Here is a 22,611-nt window from a genome sequence, read left to right on the forward strand (position 1 = left end):
TTGGTGTCCCCTGAAGCGTCGGTCCCGCGTCATCCCGGCGGCGTCGCGGCTCTTGTCCGGGATTCGGCGCCGGCCCCTCCCCCGAGGCTGCGGCGATGGGCATGTGCGGTGGACGGTCGATCCCTTTCAGTGGCCCGGATGTTCAGTCGCGGAACCGATTACGCCGGCGTCCGCGTGAAAATTGCTGGCGCAGCCAACAAAATTCCGACTGATCTCGATTGCTTTCCCGTGAAGAAACAAACTCTCTCGGACAGCGTTATTCAGTCTTGAGCGGGCTTGTTCTTTCGCATTTGCACATCGAACGGTAGTAGGAGACCGCGGTGATGGTCAACGCCGCTTTTGGAACTGTTCTTCCCACACACCGCAAGGGTATTTTTTGTTGAGCGTTCGTTGGCGAATAAATGGAGTCCCGACGAATCTTTCGGATATCGATTGGCGGGGATGCCAATTTCACAGCGGTGGTATTACCCCGGACATGGACCGGCAGCACACGGCCGGTGAAGCAAGCGCGCCCCTGCGCTCCGCCCCCAGAGGTGGGAGGCGGTGAAATGGAACCTTCGATCCATGTCCCAAGCGCCGGCAGGGAGCGCCGGGCGGACGGTCAGTCCGCGTCGGTCGAACGGATGGTCGTCCGGGCGGCGGTGGAGCCGCGCAGGATGCAGGTGCCGCCGAGGACGAGTCGGCGGCTGGGGCGGTCGGGTTCCTCCAGCCGTTCGAACAGCAGGGCCATGGCGGACCGGCCGATGTCCTGCACCGGCTGTTCGATCACGGTCAGGCCGGGGCCGACCAGCTCGGTCCAGGGTTCATTGTCGAATCCGGCGACCGCCAGCCCGTCCGGGATCGACAGGCCAAGCCGGCGGCCCGCCTTCACCACGCCCATCAGGAACAGGCTGTTGCTGACGATGAAGGCCTCCGGCCGCTCGGGTTCGGCCATCCACTCCACCACCGCCTCCTCCGCCGCGTCGGCATAGGGGGCGAGGAAACGGGCGGCGGGCGTCAGGCCGCGGGCAGTCATGGCGGCGCGGTAGCCGTCGTGACGTTCCTGGCCGGTGGTGCTGGTGTTGCCGAACAGGCCGGCGATGCGGCGGTAGCCCTGGGCATGAAGATGCTCGACCAGCATCGCCGCGGCGCGCGGGTTGTCGAGCACGACCGCATCATGTCGCCCGGTCGGTGCGTTGCGGTCGATCAGCACGATGGGGAAATCCAGCTCCAGCCCATCCAGCCGGTCCAGCGTGCTGCGGGTGGGAGCGAAGATCAGGCCGGTGATCCGCTCCTCCTGCATCAGGCGGAGATACAGTTCCTCCCGTTCCGGATTCTCGTCGCTGTTGCACAGGATGACGCGCATGCCGGCGCGGTAGGCCGCATCCTCCACCGCGCGGCTGACGGCGGTGAAGAAGGGATTGCGGATGTCCGACACCACCAGACCGATGGTCTGCGAATGCTGGGAGCGCAGGCGCCGCGCCGACAGGTTGGGGCGATAGCCGGTGGCGCGCACCGCGTCCTCGACCCGCTTGCGCAGCGCTTCGCTGACAGGGCCGTTGCCGAGCACACGCGACACGGTGGCGACCGATACGCCGGCGGCCAGGGCCACATCCTTGATGCCGGCGGCTTTTCCCGAGACGCTCATGTCCAGACCGATCATGTGGAGGGTGCCCCGATTGCGGGGGGCAACCTTAGCGGTGCCGGCCGGGGATGACCAGGGCGCCGCGGATTTTGAAAAGCCTTCTGAAAACGTTTCCAGTGACTTCGTCTGAACATCCGCCATTTTCCTGCGAATGACAAGCCGTTCATCCATAAAAGTCCATATGCTGCAATGCAACAAGCGTTGACAGCGGAACTGTAATCGTTTTCACTCAGTCTCAAGAGTTCACACAAGAACATGCGGAGGAGACGGTCGCCATGGCCACCGACACGCACCCCCTTAGCCTTCCCCCGGATCTGATCCGCCTGGGCGCCGCCCCGGCCGGGAAGGACGCGGCGATCCGCGAGGCGGCTCAGCTTCTGATCGCCGCGGGCTGCATCGATCCCGCCTATGCCGACAGCATGATCCGGCGGGAATCGGTGGCGAACACCTTCCTCGGCCATGGCGTCGCCATCCCGCACGGCATGGTGGACGACCGCAATCTGGTCCGCCGCAACGGCATCGCCATCCTGCAGGTGCCGGGCGGCGTGGTCTGGAACGAGGGGCAGACCGCAAGGCTGGTCGTGGCGATCGCCGCGCAGTCCGATGCCCACATCGCCATCCTGCGCCGTCTGACCCGTCTGATGCAGGACGAGCAGCGGCTGGGCGCGCTGTTCACCACCAGCGATCCGGCCGATCTGGTCGCAGCATTGTCGGACGAATCCGCGATGCCGGTGGCGCCGGTCTCCGAGGCGGGCGATCTCGCCGAGAGTTTCGAATGGGTGGTCGATTACCCGACCGGCCTGCATGCCCGCCCCGCCGCCGCCTGGGTGGAGGCCGCCCGCGCCGCCGCCGGCCGCGTCCGCATCCGCCATGGCGGGGAGGTGGCCGACGGCAAGACGCTGGTGGCCCTGCTGCAGCTCGGCCTGCGGCCCGGCGACCGCATCACCGTGTCCGCCGACGGTGCGGATGCGCGCGCCGTGCTGAACCGCCTGCGCGCGACGATCACCGGCTTGAGCGCACGGGAGAAGGCGGATGCCGCCGCCGCGGCGCGCAAGGCCAAGGCGGTGGTGCAGGGCTGGACGCCTCCGGCCGCGGCCGGTGGCACGAATGGCGGCCGCGATATGCCCGTGGTCGCCGGCATCGGCGCCAGCCCCGGCCTCGCCATCGGTCCGGTCCATGTGATGCCGAAGGCAGACCTGACCGTTCCCGACCGCCCGGCCCCGCTGCTGGAGGGCGGCAACCGCCTGCACGAGGCGCTGAACCTGACCCGCCAGCAGCTGAAGGCGCTGGCCGACGACACCGCCCGCCGCCTGGGTCCGGCGGAGGCCGGCATCTTCGCGGCTCAGGCCGAGTTGTTGAACGACACCGACCTGATCACGCTGGCCTGCCAGCTGATGGTGGAGGGACATGGCCCCGGCTGGTCGTGGAACGAGGCGGTGGAACGCAGCGCTGCGACGCTGGCCGCCAACCCCAACCCGGTGCTGGCCGCCCGCGCCGCCGATCTGCGCGACGTCGGGCGCCGGGTGCTGACCCGCATCGACCCCGACCTGCGCGGCGGCTCGATCCGCGACCTGCCGGACAGCCCCTGCATCCTGGTCGCCGACGACCTGTCGCCGTCCGACACGGCGGCGCTCGACATGGGGCGCGTCATCGGGCTGGCGACGGCGCAGGGCGGCCCGACCTCCCACACCGCGATCCTGGCGCGCACGCTGGGGCTGCCGGCGATGGTGGCGGGCGGTGGCGCGCTGACCGGGCTTGCCAACGGCACCACCGCCATCCTCGACGGCCAGTCCGGCCGCCTGTACCTGGACCCGTCGGACGCCGACCTCGCCGCCGCCCATGGCTGGATCGAGGAGCAGCGCGTCAAGAAGGCCCAGCAGGAGGAGCGGCGCGGACTGCCGGCCCGCACCCGCGACGGCCACACGGTGGAGATCGGCGCCAACGTCAACCGGCCCGATCAGGTGGCCATGGCCCTGTCCCAGGGTGCCGAAGGCGTCGGCCTGATGCGCACCGAGTTCCTGTTCCTGGAGCGCGGCGACGCCCCCGGCGAGGAGGAGCAGTACGAGACCTACCGCGCGATGCTGGAGGCGCTGGACGGCCGTCCGCTGATCGTCCGCGCGCTCGACATCGGCGGCGACAAGCAGGTGCCGCACCTGCATCTGCCGCATGAGGAGAACCCCTTCCTCGGCGTGCGCGGCGCCCGGCTGCTGCTGCGCCATCCGGAACTGCTGGAGCCGCAGCTGCGCGCCCTCTACCGTGCCGCCAAGGGGGCGAAGCCGGGTGCGCTGCTGATCATGTTCCCGATGATCACCACCCTGCGCGAGATCGAGACGCTGCGCGACGTCTGCGACCGTATCCGGGCGGAGCTGGATGCGCCGGAGGTGCCGCTGGGCATCATGGTGGAGGTGCCGGCCGCCGCCATCCAGGCCGACGTCCTGGCCCGCCATGTCGATTTCTTCTCCATCGGCACCAACGACCTGACGCAATACGCGCTGGCCATCGACCGCCAGCATCCCGAACTGGCGGCCGAGGCCGACAGCCTGCACCCGTCGGTGCTGCGCCTGATCCGCATGACGGTGGACGGTGCCGAGAAGCATGGCCGCTGGGTCGGCGTCTGCGGCGGCATCGCCGGCGACCCGTTCGGCGCCGCCCTGCTGGCGGGCTTGGGCGTGCGCGAGCTGTCGATGACCCCGCGCGACATCCCCGGCGTCAAGGATCGGCTGCGCGACAGCGACCTCGCCGGGCTGCGGGATCTCGCCCGGCGCGCGCTGGACTGCGAATCCTCCGACGAGGTGCGGGCGCTGGACGGGGGTGCGTCATGACGAAACCGGTCGTCACCGTCACGCTGAACCCGGCCATCGACCAGACCATCACGGTGGAGGCGCTGAAGCCCGGCAGCGTCCACCGCGCCAAGGCGGTGCGCCACAATGCCGGCGGCAAGGGCGTCAACGTCGCCAGCTGCCTTGCCGATTGGGGAACGCCGGTGGCCGCCACCGGCCTGCTCGGCAGCGGCAACGCGGCGCCGTTCGAGGCGCTGTTCCAGGCCAAGGGCATCGCCGACGCCTTCCTGCGGCTGCCGGGGGAGACGCGGGTCAACATCAAGATCGCCGATCTCGCCGCCAACGACACCACCGACATCAACCTGCCGGGTCTGAGCGCCGATGCCGGCGCTCTTGACCGGGTGCGCGAGACCGTGCTGGGGCTGCTGGAGCCGGGAACGCCGGTCCTGCTGGCCGGCAGCCTGCCCGACGGACTGCCGGCCGACGCCTATGCCGGGCTGACCGCCGATTTCTCGGCGGCCGGCGCGCGGGTGGTGCTGGACAGCAGCGGAGCCCCGCTGGCGGCGGCGCTGGCCTCCACCGGCGCGCTGCCCCACTGCATCAAGCCGAACCGCCACGAGCTGGAGGATTGGGCCGGCCGGCCGTTGCCGACCGACGCGGATCTTCTGGACGCGGCGCGCGGCCTGCAGCGGCGCGGCGTGGCGGTGGTGGTGGTTTCGTTGGGGGCGGACGGCGCGCTGTTCGTCAGCGGCGAGCGTGCGCTGCACGGACGGCTGCCGCCGGTGACGGCGCTGAGCACCGTCGGGGCGGGCGACGCGATGGTGGCCGGGCTGATCGCCGCCTTCCAGATCAATGGCGGGCTGGAGGATGTGGCGCGCCTGTCGGTGGCCTTCGCCGCGGCAAAGCTCGGCTGCTTCGGCCCGAACCTGCCCGATCGGGCGACGGTGCGGTCGCTGGCCGCACAGGTGGCGCTGACCGCGCTCGATTGATCGGGGCCGACTGATCGGGGCGCGGTCGATCCGTCCGTGCCGACTTTGCTTTGCCGATGGCATTGGACGAATTTCAACACAGTGGACTCAACACAGTGGCAGGGGCGGGACCGAACCCGCCAGGAGGAAACAATGGCAAACCTGTTGGCCGTGATCGCGGCGGGCGATCTATCCACCCAGGCCGTTCTGGCGGCTGAAGCTCTGCGCAAGGCTGCGGCCTCGCTGGGCCATGGCATCCAGGTGGAGATCCGCACCAGCCTCGGCATCCAGTCCCCGCTCGACGCCGCGGCGCTGTCCAAGGCCGAGGGCGTCCTTCTGGTCGGCAGCGGCGACCTCGACGAAGGGCGCTTCGCCGCGCTGAAGCGCAGCACCGCCTCGCTCGACGAGGTGCTGGCCGGCCCGGCAGCGGTTCTGGAACGGGCGTTGGGCGCCGCTCCCGCCGCCGCCCCGGCCCCGCGCCGGATCGTCGCCATCACCTCCTGCCCGACCGGCATCGCCCACACCTTCATGGCGGCCGAAGGCATCCAGCAGGCGGCCACCGCGCTGGGCCACAAGGTCCGGGTGGAGACGCAGGGCTCCGTCGGTGCGCGCGACACGCTGACCGACGAGGAGATCCGCGAGGCCGACATCGTCCTGATCGCCGCCGACACCCAGATCGACCTGTCCCGCTTCGCCGGCAAGCGCGTGTTCCTGAGCGGCACCAAGCCCGCCATCAACGACGGCAAGGCGCTGGTCACCCGCGCGCTGGCGGAAGCGAAGCAGCATGGCGCTGCCGGCGGAGCTTCCGGCGGCGCCGTTCCGCTGGCCGATGCGGTCGCCGCCGGCAAGGCGGAGCGGTCGGCCCAGCGCACCGGCCCCTACAAGCATCTGATGACCGGCGTGTCCTTCATGCTGCCCTTCGTGGTGACGGGCGGCCTGCTGATCGCGCTGGCCTTCGCGCTGGGCGGCATCTACGTCTATGAGGAATCCAACGCCGGAACCCTGGGCTATGCCCTGTTCCAGATCGGCGCCAAGGGTGCCTTCGCCCTGATGGTGCCGGCGCTGGGCGGCTACATCGCCTATTCCATCGCCGACCGCCCCGGCATCGCCCCCGGCATGGTGGGCGGCATGCTCGCCGGCAGCATCGGCGCCGGCTTCCTGGGCGGCATCGTCGCCGGCTTCATCGCCGGTTACGGCACCGCCTTCCTCAACCGGCACATCAAGCTGCACCGCAATCTGGAAGGGCTGAAGCCGGTTCTGATCCTGCCGCTGCTGGGCTCGCTGCTGACCGGTCTGCTGATGATCTATGTCGTCGGCACCCCCGTCGCCGAAGCCCTGGCCTGGATGAGCGCCTGGCTGAAGGGAATGCAGGGGAGCAGCGCCATCCTGCTGGGCCTGCTGATCGGTGCGATGATGGCCTTCGACATGGGCGGTCCGGTCAACAAGGCGGCCTACGCCTTCTCCACCGGCCTGATCGCCTCCCAGGTCTACACCCCGATGGCCGCCGCCATGGCCGCCGGCATGGTCCCGCCGCTGGGTCTGGCGCTGGCCACCAAGCTGTTCGCCGACCGCTTCACGCCGGAAGAGCGCGAGGCCGGCAACGCCGCCGCCGTTCTGGGCATCGCCTTCATCACCGAGGGCGCCATCCCCTTCGCCGCCCGCGACCCGCTGCGCGTCATTCCGGCGCTGATGATCGGCGCCTCGCTGACCGGCGCAATCTCCATGGCGATCGGGGCCGAGCTGAAGGTTCCCCATGGCGGCATCTTCGTGCTGCCGATCCCGAACGCCGTCACCCATCTGCTGGGCTATGTCGTCGCCCTGGTGGTCGGCACGGTCGTGACGGCGGTGGCGCTGCGCGTGCTGAAGAAGCCGGTGGCCGCAGCCGCTGCGCCGAAGCCGGCGGTGCAGGGTGCCGGCGCACACGCCTGATCCCGCTCTCTCCTGATCCTTTCCTCTCGGGCGTCCTCCCGAAGCCTTGCCCCTCTCCGCCCCCGCGTGGAGAGGGGATTTCTTTTTTCGGACAGGATGCGGTGCGCATAAAAAGCCCCGGCGGGACGGATCCGGCCGGGGCGAAAAAGGCAGGTGAGACGACGATGACCGCAGGGATGAACGGTTGCAAGGCAGCCGTTGCGGGGAAACCCGTCAGCCGGCGCGGCGCAGGTCGGCCGGTCCGGGGGAGGTCGGGGGCCGGTGCGCGGCGGTGACGGGGAAGGCCAGAACCGACGGGCGGCCGTCGGACACCCGCAGGGCATCCGCAGGCTCCCGCCCGTTCAGCAGCCACTGATAGGCGGCGGCGATGGCGACCCTGTCGCGGCCCTCCGTCGGGAGGATTCGCAGGCCGGTGGCCGTCTCGCCGGCGCCCATGCCGCCGTTGCGGCGGACCGCATCGCACAGCGCGTGGCCAAGCCCGAGGTCCGGCACCAGAACCGCGCTGAACCCGGCCTGGGCCAGGACCGACGCCAAAGCTCCCAGATGGGACGGCGGCAGGGGGGAATTGCCGACCTCCCGCAAATCCAGGAACAGGCGGGAGCCCGTGCCGCCGCTGGACAGCGCGTTGCGCAGCGTCCCGAGCCAGGCGGACGGGGAGACAAGAGGAAGGCCGGTGCAGGCGACGGCGTGGAGACCCCAGTCGGTGGCTGCGACGGTCATGTCCTTCATGCTCTTCCCCTTCGGTCAGGTCCGGGCCGCTTTCAGAACCGCTCCGCCGGTTCCGCCGCCTGGGGGACGGGAGGGGGCCGGTGGAGCGGTCCTAGGGGAAGAGTATATGGAAGAATCCTGACAATCGGTAACGCAAACTAGTTTCGGGACTGTAATCCACATTCCGGATTCAGCATCCGATCGGCTGTCCGTCGGCCGCCCGTTGCAGAAGCAAAGCGGATGGTCGCCATTGCGGTCCGCCGATGTCGCGATGGTAACGCTGCACGGATGCTGCGATTTTGCCCAGCCCCTCGCGGTCAGCCCAGAACAGCAGGCCGCCGCGCCAGGACGGAAAGCCGTAGCCGTGCAGCCAGATGGCGTCGATGTCGACCGGCCTTGCGGCGATGCCTTCCTCCAGGATCTTGGCGGCCTCATTGACCATGACGTAGAGGCAGCGTTCGCGAACCTCCTCGTCGCTGACGATGCGCGGGGCGATGCCGCGCCGTCGGCGGTCCTCCTCGATCACCGCCGCGACCTCCGGGTCGGGGATCGGGGTGCGGCTGCCGGGCTCGTAGCGGTAGACGCCGGCCGAGGTCTTCTGGCCGTAGCGCCCGCGTTCCGCCAGCACGTCCAGCCAGTTGGGCGCCTGCGCCTCCGGATCGCCGGCCTTGCGGCGCTCCTCGCGGATGCGCCAGCCGACATCGATGCCGGCAAGGTCGGTCATCGAGAAATGGCCGAGCGGGAAGCCGAAGTCCGTCAGCACGCGGTCGACCTGCTCGGGGCTGGCGCCCTCCTCGACCAGTGCCATGGACTCGCGCCCGCGCTGGTGCAGGATGCGGTTGCCGACGAAGCCGTAGCAGACGCCGACCGCCACGCCCACCTTGCCGATCCGCCGCGCCAGCCCCATCACGGTTGCCAGGACGTTATCGGAGGTCCGGGCGCCGCGCACCACCTCCAGCAGGCGCATGACGTTGGCCGGGCTGAAGAAATGCATGCCCAGCACATCCTGCGGCCGGCCGGTCGCTGCGGCGATGGCATCGACATCCAGCGTCGAGGTGTTGGTGGCGAGGATCGCACCCGGTTTGCAGGTCTCATCCAGCGTCCGGAAGATGGTCCGCTTGACCTCCATGCTCTCGAAGGCCGCTTCAACCACAAGATCGGCGTCGCCGAGGTCGCCATAGGACAGGCTGGGATGGATCAGCCCCATCCGCTCCTCCACCTGCGCGGCGGTCAGCCGGCCCTTGCGGGCGGTGGCCTCATAGTTGCGGCGGATGGCGGCGGTGCCGCGGTCCAGCGCCTCCTGCGCGCTGTCGACCAGAACCACGGGGATGCCGGCATTGGCGAAGCACATGGCGATGCCGCCGCCCATGGTGCCGGCGCCGATCACGCCGACCTTGCGGATCGCGCGCGTCGGCGTGCCGGCGGGCAGGCCGGGGACCTTCGCCACCTCGCGCTCCGCGAAGAAGGAGTGGATCAGTCCGGCGCGCTGGGGCGAGTCCATGCAGGCCAGGAACAGCTCCCGCTCGCGCGACGTGCCCTCGGCGAAGGGAAGGGTGACGGCGGCCTCCACCGCATCGACGATCCGGTTGGGGGAGAACAGGTGCGGCTGACGCTTCGCCAATTCCGCCCGCTTCGCCGTGAACAGGGCGGGGTCGGTCCCGGCGATGCGGTCGGTGCGGGCGCTGACCGGCTGGGGAATCCCCCCCTCCGCCAGCAGCCGGTCGGCGGCGCGCAGGCCGGCGGCGAGCGGCGAAACATCGTCCTCCACCGCATCGACGAGGCCGATCGCCAGGGCCTCCTCCGCGCTCACCGGGTCGCCGGACAGGATCATGTCGAGCGCCTTGGCGGCGCCGACCAGCCGCGGCAGCCGCTGGGTGCCGCCGGCGCCGGGCAGCAGGCCCAGCTTCACCTCCGGCAGGCCGAGCTTGGCCGATTTCAGCGCGATGCGGAGATGGCAGGCCAGCGCGACCTCCAGCCCGCCGCCGAGCGCCGTGCCGTGGATGGCGGCGATCACCGGCTTGGCCGAGGCGTCGAGGCGCGCCACCACCTCCGGCAGGGTCGGCGGGGCCGACGGCTTGCCGAACTCCCGGATGTCCGCCCCGGCCATGAAGGTGCGGCCGGCACAGACCAGCAGCAGCGCCGCTGCCTCGGCATCGGCAAGCCCCGCCTCCAGCCCCGCCACCAGCCCGCTGCGCACGCCATGGCCGACGGCGTTCACCGGCGGATAATCGACGGTGATGACGCCGACGCGCCCCTGGCGCGCGTACTGGACAGGATTGGACGGAACCGCTTCAGTCTGGGCAGGCGACGGCATCGGCGCTCTCCGAAAAGCCTTGAATCGGGGCACATCGGCCCGCAGACGGCCAGTCTAGCAGACGATCCGCCGGAATCAAGTTTTCGGAATATAGTTTTACTATACGAAATATACTCTCACTGCGGGGCCGAGATCCGCATGACGAAGCCTGTCGGTTTGTCGGTCGCACCGAAAGGGCCGGCGACCTTGTTGGCGACCGGCGGCAGGCTTTTCAGATAGACGGCGATGGCGCGGGCGTCCTCGTCGCTGAGCGCGGCGAAGGACATCCAGGGCATGACCGGCGCCAGCATGCGCCCGTCCGGCCGCTTGCCGGTGCGGATGGCGGTGACGATCTGCTCCTCCGTCCAGTTGCCGATCCCGGTCTCCTTGTCCGGCGTCAGGTTGGAGCCGTGGAAGACGCCGAGGCCGGGGATCTCGAACCCGACATCCGAGCCGCTGAGCGCGCGGGCGAGGTCGGGTTTGCCCAGCAGATGGCCCGGCGTGTGGCAATCGCCGCAGCTGATCACGGTGACGAGATATTTGCCGCGGGCGGCCGCGTCGTCGGCCAGGGCGGGACCGGCGAGGGTTGCGGAAAAAAGCAGGGCGGACAGGGTGTGGCGGATCATCGGGGTGTGCTCCGGGGAAATGGACATGGCGGGGTATCGGGCGCTGCGTCAGCCGCCCATCTGCGAGCGGACGGCCGCGACGATGGCGTCGGCCTGCGGGACGAAGGCCTGCTCCAGCGGGAAGCTCGCCGGGGCCGGGGCGTCGGGGCCGGTCAGGCGCAGAACCGGCGCGCGCAGGCTGGCGAAGGCTTTCTCCGCCACGAGGGCGGCGATCTCCGCGCCGACGCCGCACAGGCGGCTCGCCTCGTGCACGACCACCAGACGCCCGGTCTTGGCGACGGATCGCAGGATGGCATCCTCGTCCAGCGGCTTCAGGCTGCGCAGGTCGATCACCTCGGCGTCGATGCCGGCCCCTGCCAGCGTGTCGGCGGCGGCCATGCAGGTGCCGACCGTCTTGGCATAGGACACCAGGGTCACGTCGCGGCCCTCGCGCCGCACCGCCGCCTTGCCCAGCGGGATGGCGTCGGCCTCCTCCGGCACTTCGCCGGCGCTGTAGCCGAGCGCGATGTCGGCGAAGACCAGCACCGGGTTGTCGTCGCGGATCGCCGATTTCATCAGCCCCTTGAAGTCGGCGGGGGTGGAGGGCATGACGATCTTCAGGCCGGGACTGTGGACGAACCAGCTCTCCACATTGTGGTTGTGCTGGGCGCCGACGCCCCAGCCGGCGCCTGTCATCGCCAGCACCACCATCGGGAAGCTGAACTGGCCGCCGGAGATGTAGCGCAGCTTGCCGGCGCTGTTGACGATCTCGTCCATGGCATAGCAGAGGAAGGGGGCGAACAGCAGATCCACCACCGGGCGCAGGCCGGTGGCGGCGGCCCCGGCGGCGGTGCCGGCGATGATGCCCTCCGCCAGCGGGGTGTTGCGGACGCGGGTGGCACCGAAGCGCTCCAGCAGGTCGCGGCGCTTGGTGGCGACACCTTCGCCGAAGATCATCACGGTGGGGTCCCGCTGCATTTCCTCGGCCAGCGCGGCGGAGATCGCGTCGTTGACGGTCATGGTGGTCATGATGGCGATCCTTCCGCTCAGGCGTAGACGTCGGTGGTCAGGGCATCGAGGCCCGGATAGGGGCTGGCATCGGCGAAGGCGGTCGCGGCCTCCATCGTCGCGCGGACGCGGGATTCGATGGCGGCAATGCCTTCTGCGTCGAGGCGGCCTTCACGCTCCAGCCTTGTGCGCAGGCACAGGATGGGGTCGCGGTCGCGCCAGTGGGACAGTTCGGTGCGGTCGACATAGGCCTGGTCGTCGGGCTCGAAATGGCCGCGCAGGCGGTAGGTCATCGCCTCAAGCAGGAAAGGCTTGCCGGTGCGGCGGATGCTGTCGATGGCGGCGCTGGCGGCGTCGAACATGGCAAGCGGGTCGTTGCCGTCGACGACTGCACTCTCCACCCCCAGCGCCGCGGCATGGCCGGCGATCCCGTCCGCCAGCATGGTTTCCTTGCGGTGGACGAAGGCCTGCCACTGGTTGTTCTCGCAGACATAGAGGATCGGCAGCGTCCACACCGCGGCGAGGTTCAGCGATTCCTGGAAACGCCCTTCGGTGGCGGCGCCGTCGCCGAAGAAGCAGGCGACGATGCCCGGCTTGCCCAGCATCCTGCGCGACAGCCCGACCCCGGTCGCTAGCGCCAGCTCGCCGCCGACGATGGTGGAGGTCAGCACGACGCCGAGATCCTTGGCGGAGATGTGCAGCGACCCGCTCTTGCCGCCGCAATAGCCGTCGCGCTTGCCCATCACCTCCGCCAGCATGCGGCCGGGATCGGCGCCGCGGGCCAGCAGATGGCCGGCGCTGCGGTGGTTGGTGAGGATCAGGTCGTCGGCGGTCAATGCCGACACGACGCCGACGGCTGCTGCCTCCTGCCCCACGGAGGTGCAGGTTCCGGCGGCGCGTCCGCGGCCATGCAGGTCGATCAGCGTCTCTTCATAGGCCCGGATCAGCATCATGCGTTCCAGGGCCTGGACGGGGTCCAGTGGATGAATGCTCATGGTGGTCTCCCTGAATTCGGAGACCGTTCGGATGCGGGAATTCTATTTTGCGGCGCCTTAATGCCCCTCTTCAGCGAAGCGGCGGGGCCAGCGGCGATGTTGCATTCCGAACGGTCCGTGTTCGGAAGCGACCATAGGCATGCTAATCGAACTTCCGGTACTAACTGTTTCTTATCGGAATGCTAAATGTTTATTAAGTGTCGCGGCCGATATAATTATCTGAATCATATCGATTTCTTCAGCGCCGCGACCAGCGTGTCAGCCATCCGGCCAGCCGGTCGAACCCGGCGTCGATCACCACGGCAAGTGCGGCAACGATCAAAGCGCCCTGGATGACATAGGCCTGATTGGAACCGTTCAGCCCGACGATGATGGGAAGGCCGAGGGTCTTGGCCCCGACGGTGGAGGCGATGGCGGCGGTGCCGACATTGATGATGACGGCGGTGCGCACGCCGGCCAGGATCACCGGGGCGGCCAGCGGCAGCTCCACCTTGAACAGCACCTCCGCCGGTCCCATGCCGAGGCCGCGGGCGGAATCCAGCACCGCGGGCGATACGCCGTCCAGCCCGGCCACCGTGTTCTCCACCACCGGCAGCAGGGCGTAGAGAGTCAGCGCGATCAGCGCCGGCTCAGGGCCGAAGCCCATCACCGGAACGGCCAGCGCCAGCACCGCCACCGGCGGGAAGGTCTGGCCCATGGTGGCGATTGTTTCCAGCAGGCCGCGGAATTCCCGCCCCCAGGGGCGCGTGACGGCGATGCCGGCCCCGCCGCCCAGCAGGATGGCGGCAAGGCTGGAGAGGCCGACCAGCGCCATATGGTCGAGCGTCAGGCGGACGAAACTCTCCGCTTCGTAGAGCGGGCGGTCGAGGGCGGGATAGAGCGTGGCGAACAGCGGCTTCAGCGACGGCATGCCAAGCACCAGCGCAATCAGCGCCACCAGCCCCAGCATCAGCCGGTCGGTCAGGAACTCCCGCGGGGCCATGCCGGCGACGGTCATGCCGCCCGGTCCGGCGCAGGACGGACGAGGTCGGACAGGTGCAGCACCCCGGCCGGCCTGCCGTCGCCATCCACCACCGGCAGCCGCTCGGCGCCGCGGGAAACCATTTCCGACAGGGCGCGGTGAAGCGGGGTTTCGGACGGCAGCGGTTCGCCGCCCACGCGTTCCTGCGGCCGGGCGCGGTCGCCGGCCGTCTCCACCGCCAGCCGCTTCAACCCCCATTCCTCCCGCCCCACGAGGTCGCGCACCAGCGGGCTGGCCGGGCGGGTCAGGATCTCCAGCGGGGGGGCGCACTGGATCAGCCGGCCATGGTCCATCACCGCGATGCTGTCGCCCAGCCGCAACGCCTCGTCCATGTCGTGGGTGACGAAGACCACGGTGGTGCCGGTGCGGCGGTGGATGGCCGACAGTTCCGTTTGCAGGCTGGCGCGGGTGATCGGGTCCAGCGCGCTGAACGGCTCGTCCATCAGCAGGATGCGCGGTTCCGCCGCCAGCGCGCGGGCGACGCCGACGCGCTGCTGCTGCCCGCCGGACAGCTGGTGCGGATAGGCGGAGCGGTAGCGGCGCGGGTCGAGGTTCAGCAGTTCCAGCAGTTCCGTCACCCGGTCGCGGATGCGCGCCTTCGGCCAGCCCAGCAAGGCCGGCACGGTGGCGATGTTGCGCTCCACCGTCCAGTGCGGGAACAGGCCGACCGACTGGATGACATAGCCCATGCGCCGGCGCAGTTCCTCCGGCTTCAGGGAGGCGATGTCCTCGCCGTCGATGCGGATGGCGCCCTCGTCCGCCGGGATCAGGCGGTTGATCATGCGCAGCACCGTCGATTTGCCGGAGCCGGACGGGCCGATCAGCACGCGGAACTCGCCCTCCGCCACGGTGAAGGACACGGTATCCACCGCCGTCCAGGAGCCGAAGCGCTTGCTCACGCGCTCGAAATCGATCATGGCGCACTCCTTCCCGGCGGAAGACCGTTGTGGCTGGTGGCGGCGGCGATGCCGATCGACAGCAGGGCGTCGGCCGCCACCGCCAGCAGGATGACGGGAACGGCCCCCAGCAGCACAAGGTCCAGCGCGTTGGCGAAAAGCCCCTGGAACATGATGGCACCCAAGCCCCCGGCGCCGATCAGCGCCGCCACCGCGGCCAGCCCGACCGCCTGCACCACGGTGATGCGCAGGCCCGACAGGAAGACCGGCAGGGCCAGCGGCAGGTCGACGCGCAGGAAGATCTGGCGCGGCGTCAGCCCCATGCCCCTTGCGGCCTCCCGCACCGGGGCGGGCACGCCGTCCAGCCCGACCGCGGTGTTGCGGACGATGGGCAGCAGGGAATAGAGGGTCAGCGCGATCACCGCCGGCAGCGGTCCGACCCCGCTGATCCCGGAGCCCGGCAGCAGGGCGCCGAGTGCCGCCAGCGGAGCCATCAGCAGTCCGAACAACGCGATGGACGGCACCGTCTGCACGATGTTCAGCACCGGGAACACCGCGCGCCCGACCGCCTCCACCCGATGCGCCGCCACGCCGAGCGGAATGCCGACCAGCAGCGTCGGCACCAGCGCCGCCGCCACCAGTGCGGCGTGGCGCAGCACGGCGTCGGCGAAGACGTCGCGGCGGTTGGCGTATTCCTTGAGGATCGACAGCGCGTCGAGATGGCCGGTCGCCAATTGCAGCGCCACCAGCCCGGCGACGGCCCCGCCGACCGCCAGCCGGCCGACCGCCCCCAGTCCCATCCGCCGCGCCGCATCGACCGCCGTCAGCAGCCCCGCCGCCGCCATCACCCAGAAACCTGAGGCGAAGGAGGTGCGCGCCGCCGCCGATGCTCCCTGCGCCAGCACCGCCGCGTGATGGCCAGCCAGCCAGACCAGCCCGGCAGCGAACAGTCCCCCCGCCGCCACCGTCAGGCCGAGCCCGACGCGCGTCGGCCGCAGGAACGGCGTCGCCAGCAGGACCAGCCCCGGCAGCAGGACGGCCACGCCATCCAAGCCCTGCATCGCCGCCCACAGTGGCACCGGCCGGCCGGACAGCAGCCGGTTGGGCGCGAAGCCCAGAAACGGCAGCGCGACGGCGGCGACGGCGGTGGCCAGCGCCATCAGCAGGGCGACGCGGTTGTGAAGGGGAAGGCGGATGGTCACGTCACCGGCTTACTTCAGGAAGCCCTTGGACTTCAGGTACTCTGTGGCGACCTGCTTCTGGTCCTGTCCGTCCACCGAGATTTTGGCGTTCAGTCCCCGCAGCGTCTCGGCGTCCAGGCTGGCGAAGACCGGGTTCAACAGGTCGGCGATCTTCGGGTTCGCCGACAGCACCGATGCGCGGACGGTCGGCGCCGGCTCATACACCATCTGCGCGCCCTTGGTGTCGGCCAGCACCACGAGGTCCAGCGCGGCGATGGCCCCGTCGGTGCCGTAGACCATGGCGGTGTTGACGCCGGAGGTCTGCTCCGCCGCTGCACGGATGGTCGCCGCGGTGTCGCCGCCGGCCAGGATCAGCATCTGGTCGGGCTTCAAGGCGAAGCCGTAGGTCTGCTGGAAGGAGGGCAGGGCCGCCGGGCTTTCCACGAACTCGGCCGACGCGGCGACCTTCGCCTTGCCGCCGCCGGAGACCCATTTGGCGAAATCCTCCATCGTCTTCAGCGTGTTGGCATCGGCCACGTCGCGGCGGACGGCCAGCGCCCAGGTGTTGTTCGCGGGGGCCGGCTTCAGCCAGACGATGTTGTTCTTCTCCCGGTCCATCTGCCGGACCTTCTCATAGCCGGCGCCGGCACTCTTCCAGACCGGATCGCTGTCCACATTGAAGAAGAAGGCGCCGTTGCCGGTGTATTCGGGATAGACGTCGATCTCGCCCGACAGCAGCGCGCCGCGCACGATCTTGGTCGGGCCGAGCTGGATTTTGTTTTCCGTCGGGATGCCGTTGGCCTGCAGCATCTGCAGGATCATGGTGCCGAGCAGCCCGCTTTCCGCATCCAGCTTGGAGCCGACGCGGACCGCATCCGCCGCCTGCGCCGCTCCGGCGATCAGGCCCAGCGCCAGAGCCGCCGCGCCCATCACGGCACGGCCTCTGTTGAACAGATTGTACACCCCTGATCCTCCCCCCGATAAACTTGGGGGAAAGGATGGGTGACGGCCTCGCTCACGGCAAGACGCGCTTTCCGACTGTCCGGTCCCGGATATGAGATTCAGCATAATCCGGTGGGGAACCTTGGGTCAGCCGATGCTGTTGAACGGGAGATTCCGACAGGAGGATCCGATGTCCCAGGGCGACAAGGACAAATACACCGCCAAGCAGAGGCGCAAGGCGGAGCATATCGAGGACGGCTACGAAAAGCGCGGCGTCTCCCACGACGAGGCCGAGCGGCGCGCCTGGGCCACCGTCAACAAGCAGGACGGTGGGGGCAGGAAGGGCGGGTCGGGCGACAGCGCCTGACTTGCCGTCGCCCCGACCCGGCAAACGCGGTCACAGGCTTTCGATGAGTCCGTCGGTGGTGGTCACCTCGCAGAACTCGTAGCCGAGCGTGGCGACATGGACGGCATGGACCTGCTCGGCCGGGATGGTTCCGCCCCGGCCGTCCGGCAGATCGAAGCAATCGCAGGCATCGGTGACCAGCGTGATCGGCCAACCCAGATTCGCACCGGTGCGGACGGTGGTCGACACGCACATGTCGGTCGAGATGCCGAACACCACCACCCGTTCGATCTTCAGCCGGCGCAGCCGCAGATCCAGGTCGGTGCCGATGAAGGCCGAGTTGACGCTCTTGCTCACCAGCGCTTCACCATTGAGCGGCTCGAACCCCTCGCGGAAGCGGTTGCCCGGCTGTCCGGGGCGGAGAGTGGAGGCCGGCCCGGTCGAATCGTGACGCACATGGATGACCGGCCGGCCGCTGCGCCGCCAGGCATCGAGCAGGCGCAGCCCGTTGTGGTCGAGCGCGCGGTTCCAGCGCCGCGGCCATGACGGACCGTCGAAGGCGCATTGCATGTCCACCGGCAGAAGTGCGGAGGCAGCTGGAAGCAAGGTCATTGGATACTCCGTGGAAATCGTCCATGGTCCTTGGCTGTGAACTTCCGCCGAAAGGCTGCCGGATGCAGCCCGGCAAGATGCCGGCCGGCCGGCATTCCGCCGGTGGGAGCGGGTTTTGGGGACAGGGATGGACGATAAGGACCGGCTGCTGCTGGCGGCCTTGCGCAAGGATGCCCGCCGGACATTGGTGGCGTTGGCACGGGATATCGGGCTGTCGCGCAGCGCCACCCAGGAACGGTTGGACCGGTTGCTGAGATCGGGCGTGATCCGCGGTTTCACGACCGTCGAGGACGGGCCGGTGGCGGATGGCGTCGCCGCCTATTTCCTGCTGCGCCACGAGCCGGGCCACAGCTGCGCCCAGCTGGTTCCCAAGCTCAAGCGGATCCCCGGGATCGTCGCCATGGATGCCGTGGCCGGGGCCACCGATATGGTCATCCGGGCGGAAGCGCCCGACATCCGCGGCATCGAAGCGGTCCGCGCCGCCATTGCCGGAATGCCCGGCGTTGCCGAGGTGACGACGCAGATGGTGCTGGAACGGTTCGCGTAGATCGCGCGGCGAATCGCTCAGGCGCCGCGATAGGTCCAGACGCTTTCCAGCGCCGCCGCGTCGCGGTCGCGCAGCACGGCGACCTCCGCATGGGCCGGCGACAGGTCGCACACCGGGTCGGTCGCGTCGGCGCTGCCGGCCAGCGCCAGCGCCTGGCAGCGGCAGCCGCCCCAGTCCTCTTCCTTCTGGTCGCAGGATTGGCAGGGTTCCGGCATCCAGGCGGTGCCGCGGTAGCGGGTGAAGGCCGGGCCGTCGCGCCAGATATCGGACAGGCTGCGGTCGTGGACCGTCTCGAACTCCAGCCCCGGAATGGTCTCGGCGGCGTGGCAGGGTAGGACTCGGCCGCGCGGGGTGACATTCATGAAGCGCCGGGCCCAGCCGCCCATGCAGCTTTTCGGCCGGCGGGCGTAGTAATCGGGCACCACGTAATCGACAACGATCCGGCCAGCCAGTTCCGGCAGGCGCGCCCGTACCGCGGCGTCCATCGCCAGCAACTGGTCGCGCGACGGCATCAGCGCCGCCCGGTTGGCGAGCGCCCAGCCGTAATATTGGACGTTGGCGATCTCGATCCGCCCGGCGCCAAGCGCCATCGCCAGATCGATGACGTCGTTGACCCGGTCGATGTTGTGGCGATGCAGCACGGCATTGATGGTCAGCGCCAGACCTTGCGCCACCACTGCGCGCGCGACCTCCAGCTTCTTGACATGACCGCCCTTGTAGCCACCGACACGGTCGGCACCGGCGGCCTCGGCATCCTGCAGGCTGATCTGCACATGCTGGAGCCCGGCGCGCTGCAACCGCTCCAGCCGTGGCCGGTCGAGCAGGACGGCGGAGGTGATCAGGTTGCTGTAGAGCCCGATTTCCGTCGCGTGGGCGACCAGCTCCTCCAGATCCTTGCGGACGCAGGGCTCGCCGCCGGAGAAATGGACCTGAAGGGCGCCCGCATCGGCCGCCTCGTCCAGCACCCGCTTCCAGGTGGCGGTGTCCAACTCGGCGCTGGCGGAATCGAGCGCCACCGGGTTGGAGCAATAGGGGCAGCGCAGCGGGCAGCGGTGCGTCAGCTCCATCAGCACGGCGAAGGGCGGTGCCGGTTCGGCGGCCGACGCGGCGGCGAAGGCGGGCAGGGCGCAGCTCATTTGACGCACCTCCTGGGGCACTTCATGTGACGACATAGCCCTTGTTGCGCAGGTCGGTCAGCATCTCCAGCACGTCGGCGGCGACCTCCGCGCGCGGGGCGTCGTATTCCGCCGTCAGCCGGTCGATCCCGGCGGCGACGTCGGCGACCTCCGCCCCGACGCAGGCGCGCACCACCGCCAGCGCCATCTCGTCCAGCACCAGCAGCCGTTCGGGCGCCATCAGCATCCATTCGCCGCGGCGGCGGTCGTTGCGCAGCATGACGCCGGGGGCCAGCCGCAGCCGGTCGGCTTCGCCGATATGGGGAGAAACTGCGTTCACCGGCTGTACCGCGTCGGTTCCATGTCCTCCGGCACGAAGGCGCCGGGCGGGATCAGGTTCGGGGTGACATAGGCGTGGTGCAGAGCGTCCAGCTGGGCCCACAGCAGTTCCGTCTTGAACCGGAGCGCGCGCAGGCACCGGCGCTGCTGTTCGGCTGTGTGGGCATTGGTCAGCACATAATCCAGCCCGAACTCCACATCGCGCGGCGCCTCGTCCAGCCGCTTGCGGAAATAGGACAGGGTGCTGTCGTTGGCGAAGGCGTAATTGCGCTCGAAGCCGGCGATGCGTTCGCGGTGGATCGACGGCGCGAACAGCTCGGTCAGCGAGGACGCCACCGCCTCCAGCAGGGAATGGTCGCGGACGAAATTGACATAGGCGTCCACCGCGAAGCGGGTGGCGGGCAGAATGCCCTCCAGCGACTTCACATAATCGCGGTCCAGCCCCAGCCCATCGGTCAGCCGCAGCCAGCGCTCGATGCCGCCGACCTTGGTCTCGTCCGGTTCGCCGGCCTGGGTCAGCCCGTCATGGTCCAGCACCCGCTGCAGCCAGGCGCGGCGCAGCGCCGGGTCGTCCATCCGCGACATGATGGTCAGATCCTTGCGCGGGATCGACACCTGGTAATAGAAGCGGTTCAGCGCCCAGGCCTGGATCTGCCCCTTCTTCAGCCCGCCGCCGTGCAGAAGCTGATGGAACGGGTGGAGGTCGTGATACTGCCGCTCGCCGATGGCATAGAGGGCGGTTCGGAACTCCTCGCGGGACATCGGTGCGGCGGTGGGGTCAGTCATAGGGTCAGCTCCAGCCCGTCATGGGCGATGCGCCAGCCTGCCGCCTCGGCTTCCGCCCGTTCGGGCGAATCCTCCAGCAGGGCGGGGTTCGTGTTGTTGATGTGGATGTAGATCTTGCGGCCGACATTCAGCGGCGCGAAGGCCGCCATGCTGCCCGAAGGCCCTGACATCGGCATGTGCCCCATGCGCGCCGCCGTCTTCACGCCGGTGCCGCTGCGGATCATCTCGTCGTCGGTCCAGGTCGTGCCGTCGAACAGAACCAGCGGCGCACCCTGCAGCCGGTCGGCCAGCCAACCCGGCATGCCGGCGCAGCCGGGGATATAGAAGAAGCCGTCATTCGATCCGCCATTCGACCCGTCGGTCGGGCGGATGCGCAGCGCCACCGTGTCCTCGGCGACGGAGCCGAAGCCGGGACCGGCCGAGGCATCCTCCAGATAGAGCGCGACCTTGCCCGGCACGGCGAAGGCCTCCACCTCCAGCCCCAGCGGGCGGCCATCGGCCCCGGCGGGCTGGAACGGCTCGCCCAGCGCCATCGCCCGGCGGGCGACGAACTCCGGATTCAGCACGTTGAAGACGCTGTTGGCGGCCAGCACGCCATGGACGCGCGGGGTGGCGTAGACGGCGAAGGGATGGGATTCGCGAAGGGTCAGCAGGCCCGCGACATGGTCGATGTCGGCGTTGGTCAGCAGGGCCGCGGCGATCGGGTTGCCGCGCAAGGACCCCTTCGGGTGAAGCTGCGGGTTGGCGAGCAGCTGCGCGCCAAGGTCGGGCGAGGCGTTCAGCAGCAGCCAGCGCTCGCCATCGGCGGTCACCGCCAGCGACGATTGGGTGCGCGGCTTCGCCGCCGGGTCTCCGGTGCGGGCGCGGCGGCAACCCTCGCAGGCGCAGTTCCATTGCGGGAAACCCCCGCCGGCCGCCGAACCGAGGACGAGAATCTGCATCGCCACCGCCTTCACATCTTATCTGGAAACCGTCTTGCCGCGGCATTCTTGGTTGGATGCCGGGGAGGGGATGCCAGCATCCCGTCCCCGGCCCCGCATCGACCGGCTTAGAGACCGGCGCAGGCGTAGGCGTTGATCTCGGTGCCGACGGCGATCTCGGTGGTCTTCGGTTTGCGCCAGGTCTTCATTGCGTGATGCTCCTGTTTGCTGACTGCTGCCGACCAAGATGGTTGGCAAGGTGAAGAGTAGCGGTCCGGGGCGGCGGACCGCCATGCTACGATGGTGCAATCCGCCCCTTGTCTTTCGCCGCCGCCCGCAAGCGTGTCAGGGCGCGGACGGGTTGCGGACCGGCCCAGGCGGCGGGGGCGGCGGCGGGGGTGGAAGCGGATGAGCCTCCTCCGTTGGCAGACCGGCCTCCATCCAACCGTCGATGCCGGTCGGATACCAATGGACACGGGCATAACCAAGCAACACCGCACGCTTGGCTGCGTTCCATGACAACCAGCAATCGGACAGGCAGTAGAACAGTAGATCGCGGGTCCGGTCGCCGGCGGTCAGCCGCTCCAGTTGCGATTCGAACCAGGCCAGCGTGGCATCGTCGGGCGCGCCCATGCCGACATTGGGCAGCCACACGCTGCCGGGGATCTGGCGGTAGGGCTTGGATTGCAGCCAGGGGGCGCCGGGAAGCGTGCTGCGCTCCAGCCGCTGGACGAAGATCGGGATGACGCTGCCCTTCGACAGCAGGGACTGCACGGCCGGGGTGTCGACCGTTTCGCCCCCGGCGATGCCGTCAGGCGTGGGGGAACGGTAGTCGGACAGGCGGTAGCCATCGGGCTGGGAGATGCCGGCGGCGAGGGCGGGGGTGGTGAGAAGGGTGAGCGCGAGAAGGAGGGTGGTGAGTTTTGGGACGTTGTGCCCCCTCCCTAACCCTCCCCCGCACCGGCAGGGCCAGCGGCAGGTNAGGGGGAGGGGCGG

22 protein-coding genes are annotated in these 22,611 nt (G+C 69.5%); 5 read left to right on the forward strand and 17 right to left on the reverse strand.

The window, feature by feature from the left end; all coding sequences use genetic code 11:
- Positions 1 to 601: 601 nt before the first annotated feature.
- Positions 602 to 1,627, reverse strand: a complete 1,026-nt coding sequence (locus A6A40_RS28435; RefSeq protein WP_108549511.1) for a LacI family DNA-binding transcriptional regulator — start codon at positions 1,625 to 1,627, stop codon at positions 602 to 604.
- A 272-nt stretch (positions 1,628 to 1,899) separates the two neighbouring features.
- Here A6A40_RS28435 and ptsP point away from each other — a divergent pair, with 272 nt between their 5' ends.
- The 3 genes from ptsP (at position 1,900) to A6A40_RS28450 (ending at position 7,301) form a co-directional block, all read left to right on the forward strand.
- Positions 1,900 to 4,446 carry a phosphoenolpyruvate--protein phosphotransferase gene (ptsP, locus tag A6A40_RS28440; RefSeq protein WP_108549193.1) on the forward strand — a complete coding sequence of 849 codons (2,547 nt, stop codon included), beginning with the start codon at positions 1,900 to 1,902 and terminating at the stop codon, positions 4,444 to 4,446.
- On the forward strand, positions 4,443 to 5,393 hold the full coding sequence (gene pfkB, locus A6A40_RS28445; protein WP_108549194.1) for a 1-phosphofructokinase: 951 nt from the start codon (positions 4,443 to 4,445) through the stop codon (positions 5,391 to 5,393). Before ptsP ends, pfkB begins: the two co-directional genes overlap by 4 nt.
- A 132-nt stretch (positions 5,394 to 5,525) precedes the next feature.
- Positions 5,526 to 7,301: a fructose-specific PTS transporter subunit EIIC gene (locus A6A40_RS28450; RefSeq protein WP_108549195.1), complete on the forward strand. Its 1,776-nt coding sequence runs from the start codon at positions 5,526 to 5,528 to the stop codon at positions 7,299 to 7,301.
- A gap of 213 nt (positions 7,302 to 7,514) precedes the next feature.
- Here A6A40_RS28450 and A6A40_RS28455 read toward each other — a convergent pair whose 3' ends face one another.
- The 9 genes from A6A40_RS28455 to osmF form a co-directional block, all read right to left on the reverse strand.
- Positions 7,515 to 8,030, reverse strand: coding sequence for a hypothetical protein (locus A6A40_RS28455; RefSeq protein ID WP_108549196.1), 516 nt, complete (start codon positions 8,028 to 8,030; stop codon positions 7,515 to 7,517).
- 169 nt (positions 8,031 to 8,199) lie between these two features.
- Positions 8,200 to 10,323 carry a 3-hydroxyacyl-CoA dehydrogenase NAD-binding domain-containing protein gene (locus tag A6A40_RS28460; protein WP_108549197.1) on the reverse strand — a complete coding sequence of 708 codons (2,124 nt, stop codon included), beginning with the start codon at positions 10,321 to 10,323 and terminating at the stop codon, positions 8,200 to 8,202.
- Between the two features lie 116 nt (positions 10,324 to 10,439).
- A complete protein-coding gene (locus A6A40_RS28465; protein ID WP_236784162.1) occupies positions 10,440 to 10,928 on the reverse strand; it encodes a c-type cytochrome in 489 nt (162 codons plus the stop codon).
- Between the two features lie 48 nt (positions 10,929 to 10,976).
- Positions 10,977 to 11,936, reverse strand: coding sequence for an alpha-ketoacid dehydrogenase subunit beta (locus A6A40_RS28470; RefSeq protein WP_108549199.1), 960 nt, complete (start codon positions 11,934 to 11,936; stop codon positions 10,977 to 10,979).
- A gap of 17 nt (positions 11,937 to 11,953) precedes the next feature.
- Positions 11,954 to 12,910: a thiamine pyrophosphate-dependent dehydrogenase E1 component subunit alpha gene (locus A6A40_RS28475; protein ID WP_108549200.1), complete on the reverse strand. Its 957-nt coding sequence runs from the start codon at positions 12,908 to 12,910 to the stop codon at positions 11,954 to 11,956.
- Positions 12,911 to 13,148: 238 nt separating this feature from the next.
- Positions 13,149 to 13,907: an ABC transporter permease gene (locus tag A6A40_RS28480; protein WP_418208641.1), complete on the reverse strand. Its 759-nt coding sequence runs from the start codon at positions 13,905 to 13,907 to the stop codon at positions 13,149 to 13,151.
- A complete protein-coding gene (locus A6A40_RS28485) occupies positions 13,904 to 14,848 on the reverse strand; it encodes an ABC transporter ATP-binding protein (RefSeq protein WP_108549201.1) in 945 nt (314 codons plus the stop codon). Before A6A40_RS28485 ends, A6A40_RS28480 begins: the two co-directional genes overlap by 4 nt.
- Complete coding sequence (locus A6A40_RS28490) at positions 14,845 to 15,987, reverse strand: ABC transporter permease (protein ID WP_167562560.1); 1,143 nt, start codon at positions 15,985 to 15,987, stop codon at positions 14,845 to 14,847. Before A6A40_RS28490 ends, A6A40_RS28485 begins: the two co-directional genes overlap by 4 nt.
- 51 nt (positions 15,988 to 16,038) lie before the next feature.
- Positions 16,039 to 16,938 carry a glycine betaine ABC transporter substrate-binding protein OsmF gene (gene osmF / locus A6A40_RS28495; RefSeq protein ID WP_162363853.1) on the reverse strand — a complete coding sequence of 300 codons (900 nt, stop codon included), beginning with the start codon at positions 16,936 to 16,938 and terminating at the stop codon, positions 16,039 to 16,041.
- Positions 16,939 to 17,140: 202 nt separating this feature from the next.
- On the opposite strand from osmF, the gene A6A40_RS31040 reads away from it, so the two are divergent.
- On the forward strand, positions 17,141 to 17,317 hold the full coding sequence (locus A6A40_RS31040; RefSeq protein WP_167562547.1) for a hypothetical protein: 177 nt from the start codon (positions 17,141 to 17,143) through the stop codon (positions 17,315 to 17,317).
- A 30-nt stretch (positions 17,318 to 17,347) separates the two neighbouring features.
- Here A6A40_RS31040 and A6A40_RS28505 read toward each other — a convergent pair whose 3' ends face one another.
- On the reverse strand, positions 17,348 to 17,908 hold the full coding sequence (locus tag A6A40_RS28505; protein WP_108549205.1) for a cysteine hydrolase family protein: 561 nt from the start codon (positions 17,906 to 17,908) through the stop codon (positions 17,348 to 17,350).
- A 127-nt stretch (positions 17,909 to 18,035) separates the two neighbouring features.
- On the opposite strand from A6A40_RS28505, the gene A6A40_RS28510 reads away from it, so the two are divergent.
- Entirely contained in the window at positions 18,036 to 18,455 is a 420-nt protein-coding gene (locus A6A40_RS28510; protein ID WP_108549206.1) for an Lrp/AsnC family transcriptional regulator, read from the forward strand.
- A gap of 17 nt (positions 18,456 to 18,472) precedes the next feature.
- On the opposite strand, the gene pqqE is transcribed toward A6A40_RS28510, so the two are convergent.
- The 6 genes from pqqE to A6A40_RS28540 all read right to left on the reverse strand — a co-directional run.
- The gene (gene pqqE / locus A6A40_RS28515) at positions 18,473 to 19,591 is read right to left on the reverse strand and encodes a pyrroloquinoline quinone biosynthesis protein PqqE (protein ID WP_108549207.1); all 1,119 of its coding nucleotides are present in this window, start codon (positions 19,589 to 19,591) and stop codon (positions 18,473 to 18,475) included.
- Positions 19,592 to 19,613: 22 nt separating this feature from the next.
- Positions 19,614 to 19,910 carry a pyrroloquinoline quinone biosynthesis peptide chaperone PqqD gene (gene pqqD / locus A6A40_RS28520; protein ID WP_108549208.1) on the reverse strand — a complete coding sequence of 99 codons (297 nt, stop codon included), beginning with the start codon at positions 19,908 to 19,910 and terminating at the stop codon, positions 19,614 to 19,616.
- A complete protein-coding gene (pqqC, locus tag A6A40_RS28525; protein ID WP_108549209.1) occupies positions 19,907 to 20,695 on the reverse strand; it encodes a pyrroloquinoline-quinone synthase PqqC in 789 nt (262 codons plus the stop codon). Before pqqC ends, pqqD begins: the two co-directional genes overlap by 4 nt.
- Positions 20,692 to 21,636, reverse strand: a complete 945-nt coding sequence (gene pqqB, locus A6A40_RS28530; protein WP_108549210.1) for a pyrroloquinoline quinone biosynthesis protein PqqB — start codon at positions 21,634 to 21,636, stop codon at positions 20,692 to 20,694. The genes pqqC and pqqB overlap by 4 nt, the downstream gene beginning before the upstream one ends.
- Positions 21,637 to 21,743: 107 nt before the next feature.
- Positions 21,744 to 21,824 carry a pyrroloquinoline quinone precursor peptide PqqA gene (pqqA, locus tag A6A40_RS32520; protein ID WP_014249839.1) on the reverse strand — a complete coding sequence of 27 codons (81 nt, stop codon included), beginning with the start codon at positions 21,822 to 21,824 and terminating at the stop codon, positions 21,744 to 21,746.
- Between the two features lie 136 nt (positions 21,825 to 21,960).
- Positions 21,961 to 22,596: rhodanese-like domain-containing protein (locus A6A40_RS28540; RefSeq protein ID WP_257792314.1), on the reverse strand; the 636-nt coding region annotated here is incomplete at its 5' end.
- Positions 22,597 to 22,611 lie beyond the last annotated feature (15 nt).

Source organism: Azospirillum humicireducens (genome assembly GCF_001639105.2).
GTDB lineage: Bacteria > Pseudomonadota > Alphaproteobacteria > Azospirillales > Azospirillaceae > Azospirillum > Azospirillum humicireducens.

Coding starts and splice junctions, on each gene's coding strand:
- pqqC (WP_108549209.1), bottom strand. CDS start 20,695: ATGACTGACCCCACCGCCGCACCGATGTCCCGCGAGGAGTTCCGAACC.
- pfkB (WP_108549194.1), top strand. CDS start 4,443: ATGACGAAACCGGTCGTCACCGTCACGCTGAACCCGGCCATCGACCAG.
- A6A40_RS28450 (WP_108549195.1), top strand. CDS start 5,526: ATGGCAAACCTGTTGGCCGTGATCGCGGCGGGCGATCTATCCACCCAG.
- A6A40_RS28480 (WP_418208641.1), bottom strand. CDS start 13,907: ATGACCGTCGCCGGCATGGCCCCGCGGGAGTTCCTGACCGACCGGCTG.
- A6A40_RS28460 (WP_108549197.1), bottom strand. CDS start 10,323: ATGCCGTCGCCTGCCCAGACTGAAGCGGTTCCGTCCAATCCTGTCCAG.
- A6A40_RS28505 (WP_108549205.1), bottom strand. CDS start 17,908: ATGACCTTGCTTCCAGCTGCCTCCGCACTTCTGCCGGTGGACATGCAA.
- pqqE (WP_108549207.1), bottom strand. CDS start 19,591: ATGAGCTGCGCCCTGCCCGCCTTCGCCGCCGCGTCGGCCGCCGAACCG.
- A6A40_RS28490 (WP_167562560.1), bottom strand. CDS start 15,987: ATGGCGCTGGCCACCGCCGTCGCCGCCGTCGCGCTGCCGTTTCTGGGC.
- osmF (WP_162363853.1), bottom strand. CDS start 16,938: ATGGGCGCGGCGGCTCTGGCGCTGGGCCTGATCGCCGGAGCGGCGCAG.
- A6A40_RS28465 (WP_236784162.1), bottom strand. CDS start 10,928: ATGATCCGCCACACCCTGTCCGCCCTGCTTTTTTCCGCAACCCTCGCC.
- A6A40_RS28470 (WP_108549199.1), bottom strand. CDS start 11,936: ATGACCACCATGACCGTCAACGACGCGATCTCCGCCGCGCTGGCCGAG.
- pqqA (WP_014249839.1), bottom strand. CDS start 21,824: ATGAAGACCTGGCGCAAACCGAAGACCACCGAGATCGCCGTCGGCACC.
- pqqB (WP_108549210.1), bottom strand. CDS start 21,636: ATGCAGATTCTCGTCCTCGGTTCGGCGGCCGGCGGGGGTTTCCCGCAA.
- A6A40_RS28435 (WP_108549511.1), bottom strand. CDS start 1,627: ATGAGCGTCTCGGGAAAAGCCGCCGGCATCAAGGATGTGGCCCTGGCC.
- ptsP (WP_108549193.1), top strand. CDS start 1,900: ATGGCCACCGACACGCACCCCCTTAGCCTTCCCCCGGATCTGATCCGC.
- A6A40_RS28455 (WP_108549196.1), bottom strand. CDS start 8,030: ATGAAGGACATGACCGTCGCAGCCACCGACTGGGGTCTCCACGCCGTC.
- A6A40_RS28485 (WP_108549201.1), bottom strand. CDS start 14,848: ATGATCGATTTCGAGCGCGTGAGCAAGCGCTTCGGCTCCTGGACGGCG.
- A6A40_RS31040 (WP_167562547.1), top strand. CDS start 17,141: ATGTCCCAGGGCGACAAGGACAAATACACCGCCAAGCAGAGGCGCAAG.
- A6A40_RS28475 (WP_108549200.1), bottom strand. CDS start 12,910: ATGAGCATTCATCCACTGGACCCCGTCCAGGCCCTGGAACGCATGATG.
- A6A40_RS28510 (WP_108549206.1), top strand. CDS start 18,036: ATGGACGATAAGGACCGGCTGCTGCTGGCGGCCTTGCGCAAGGATGCC.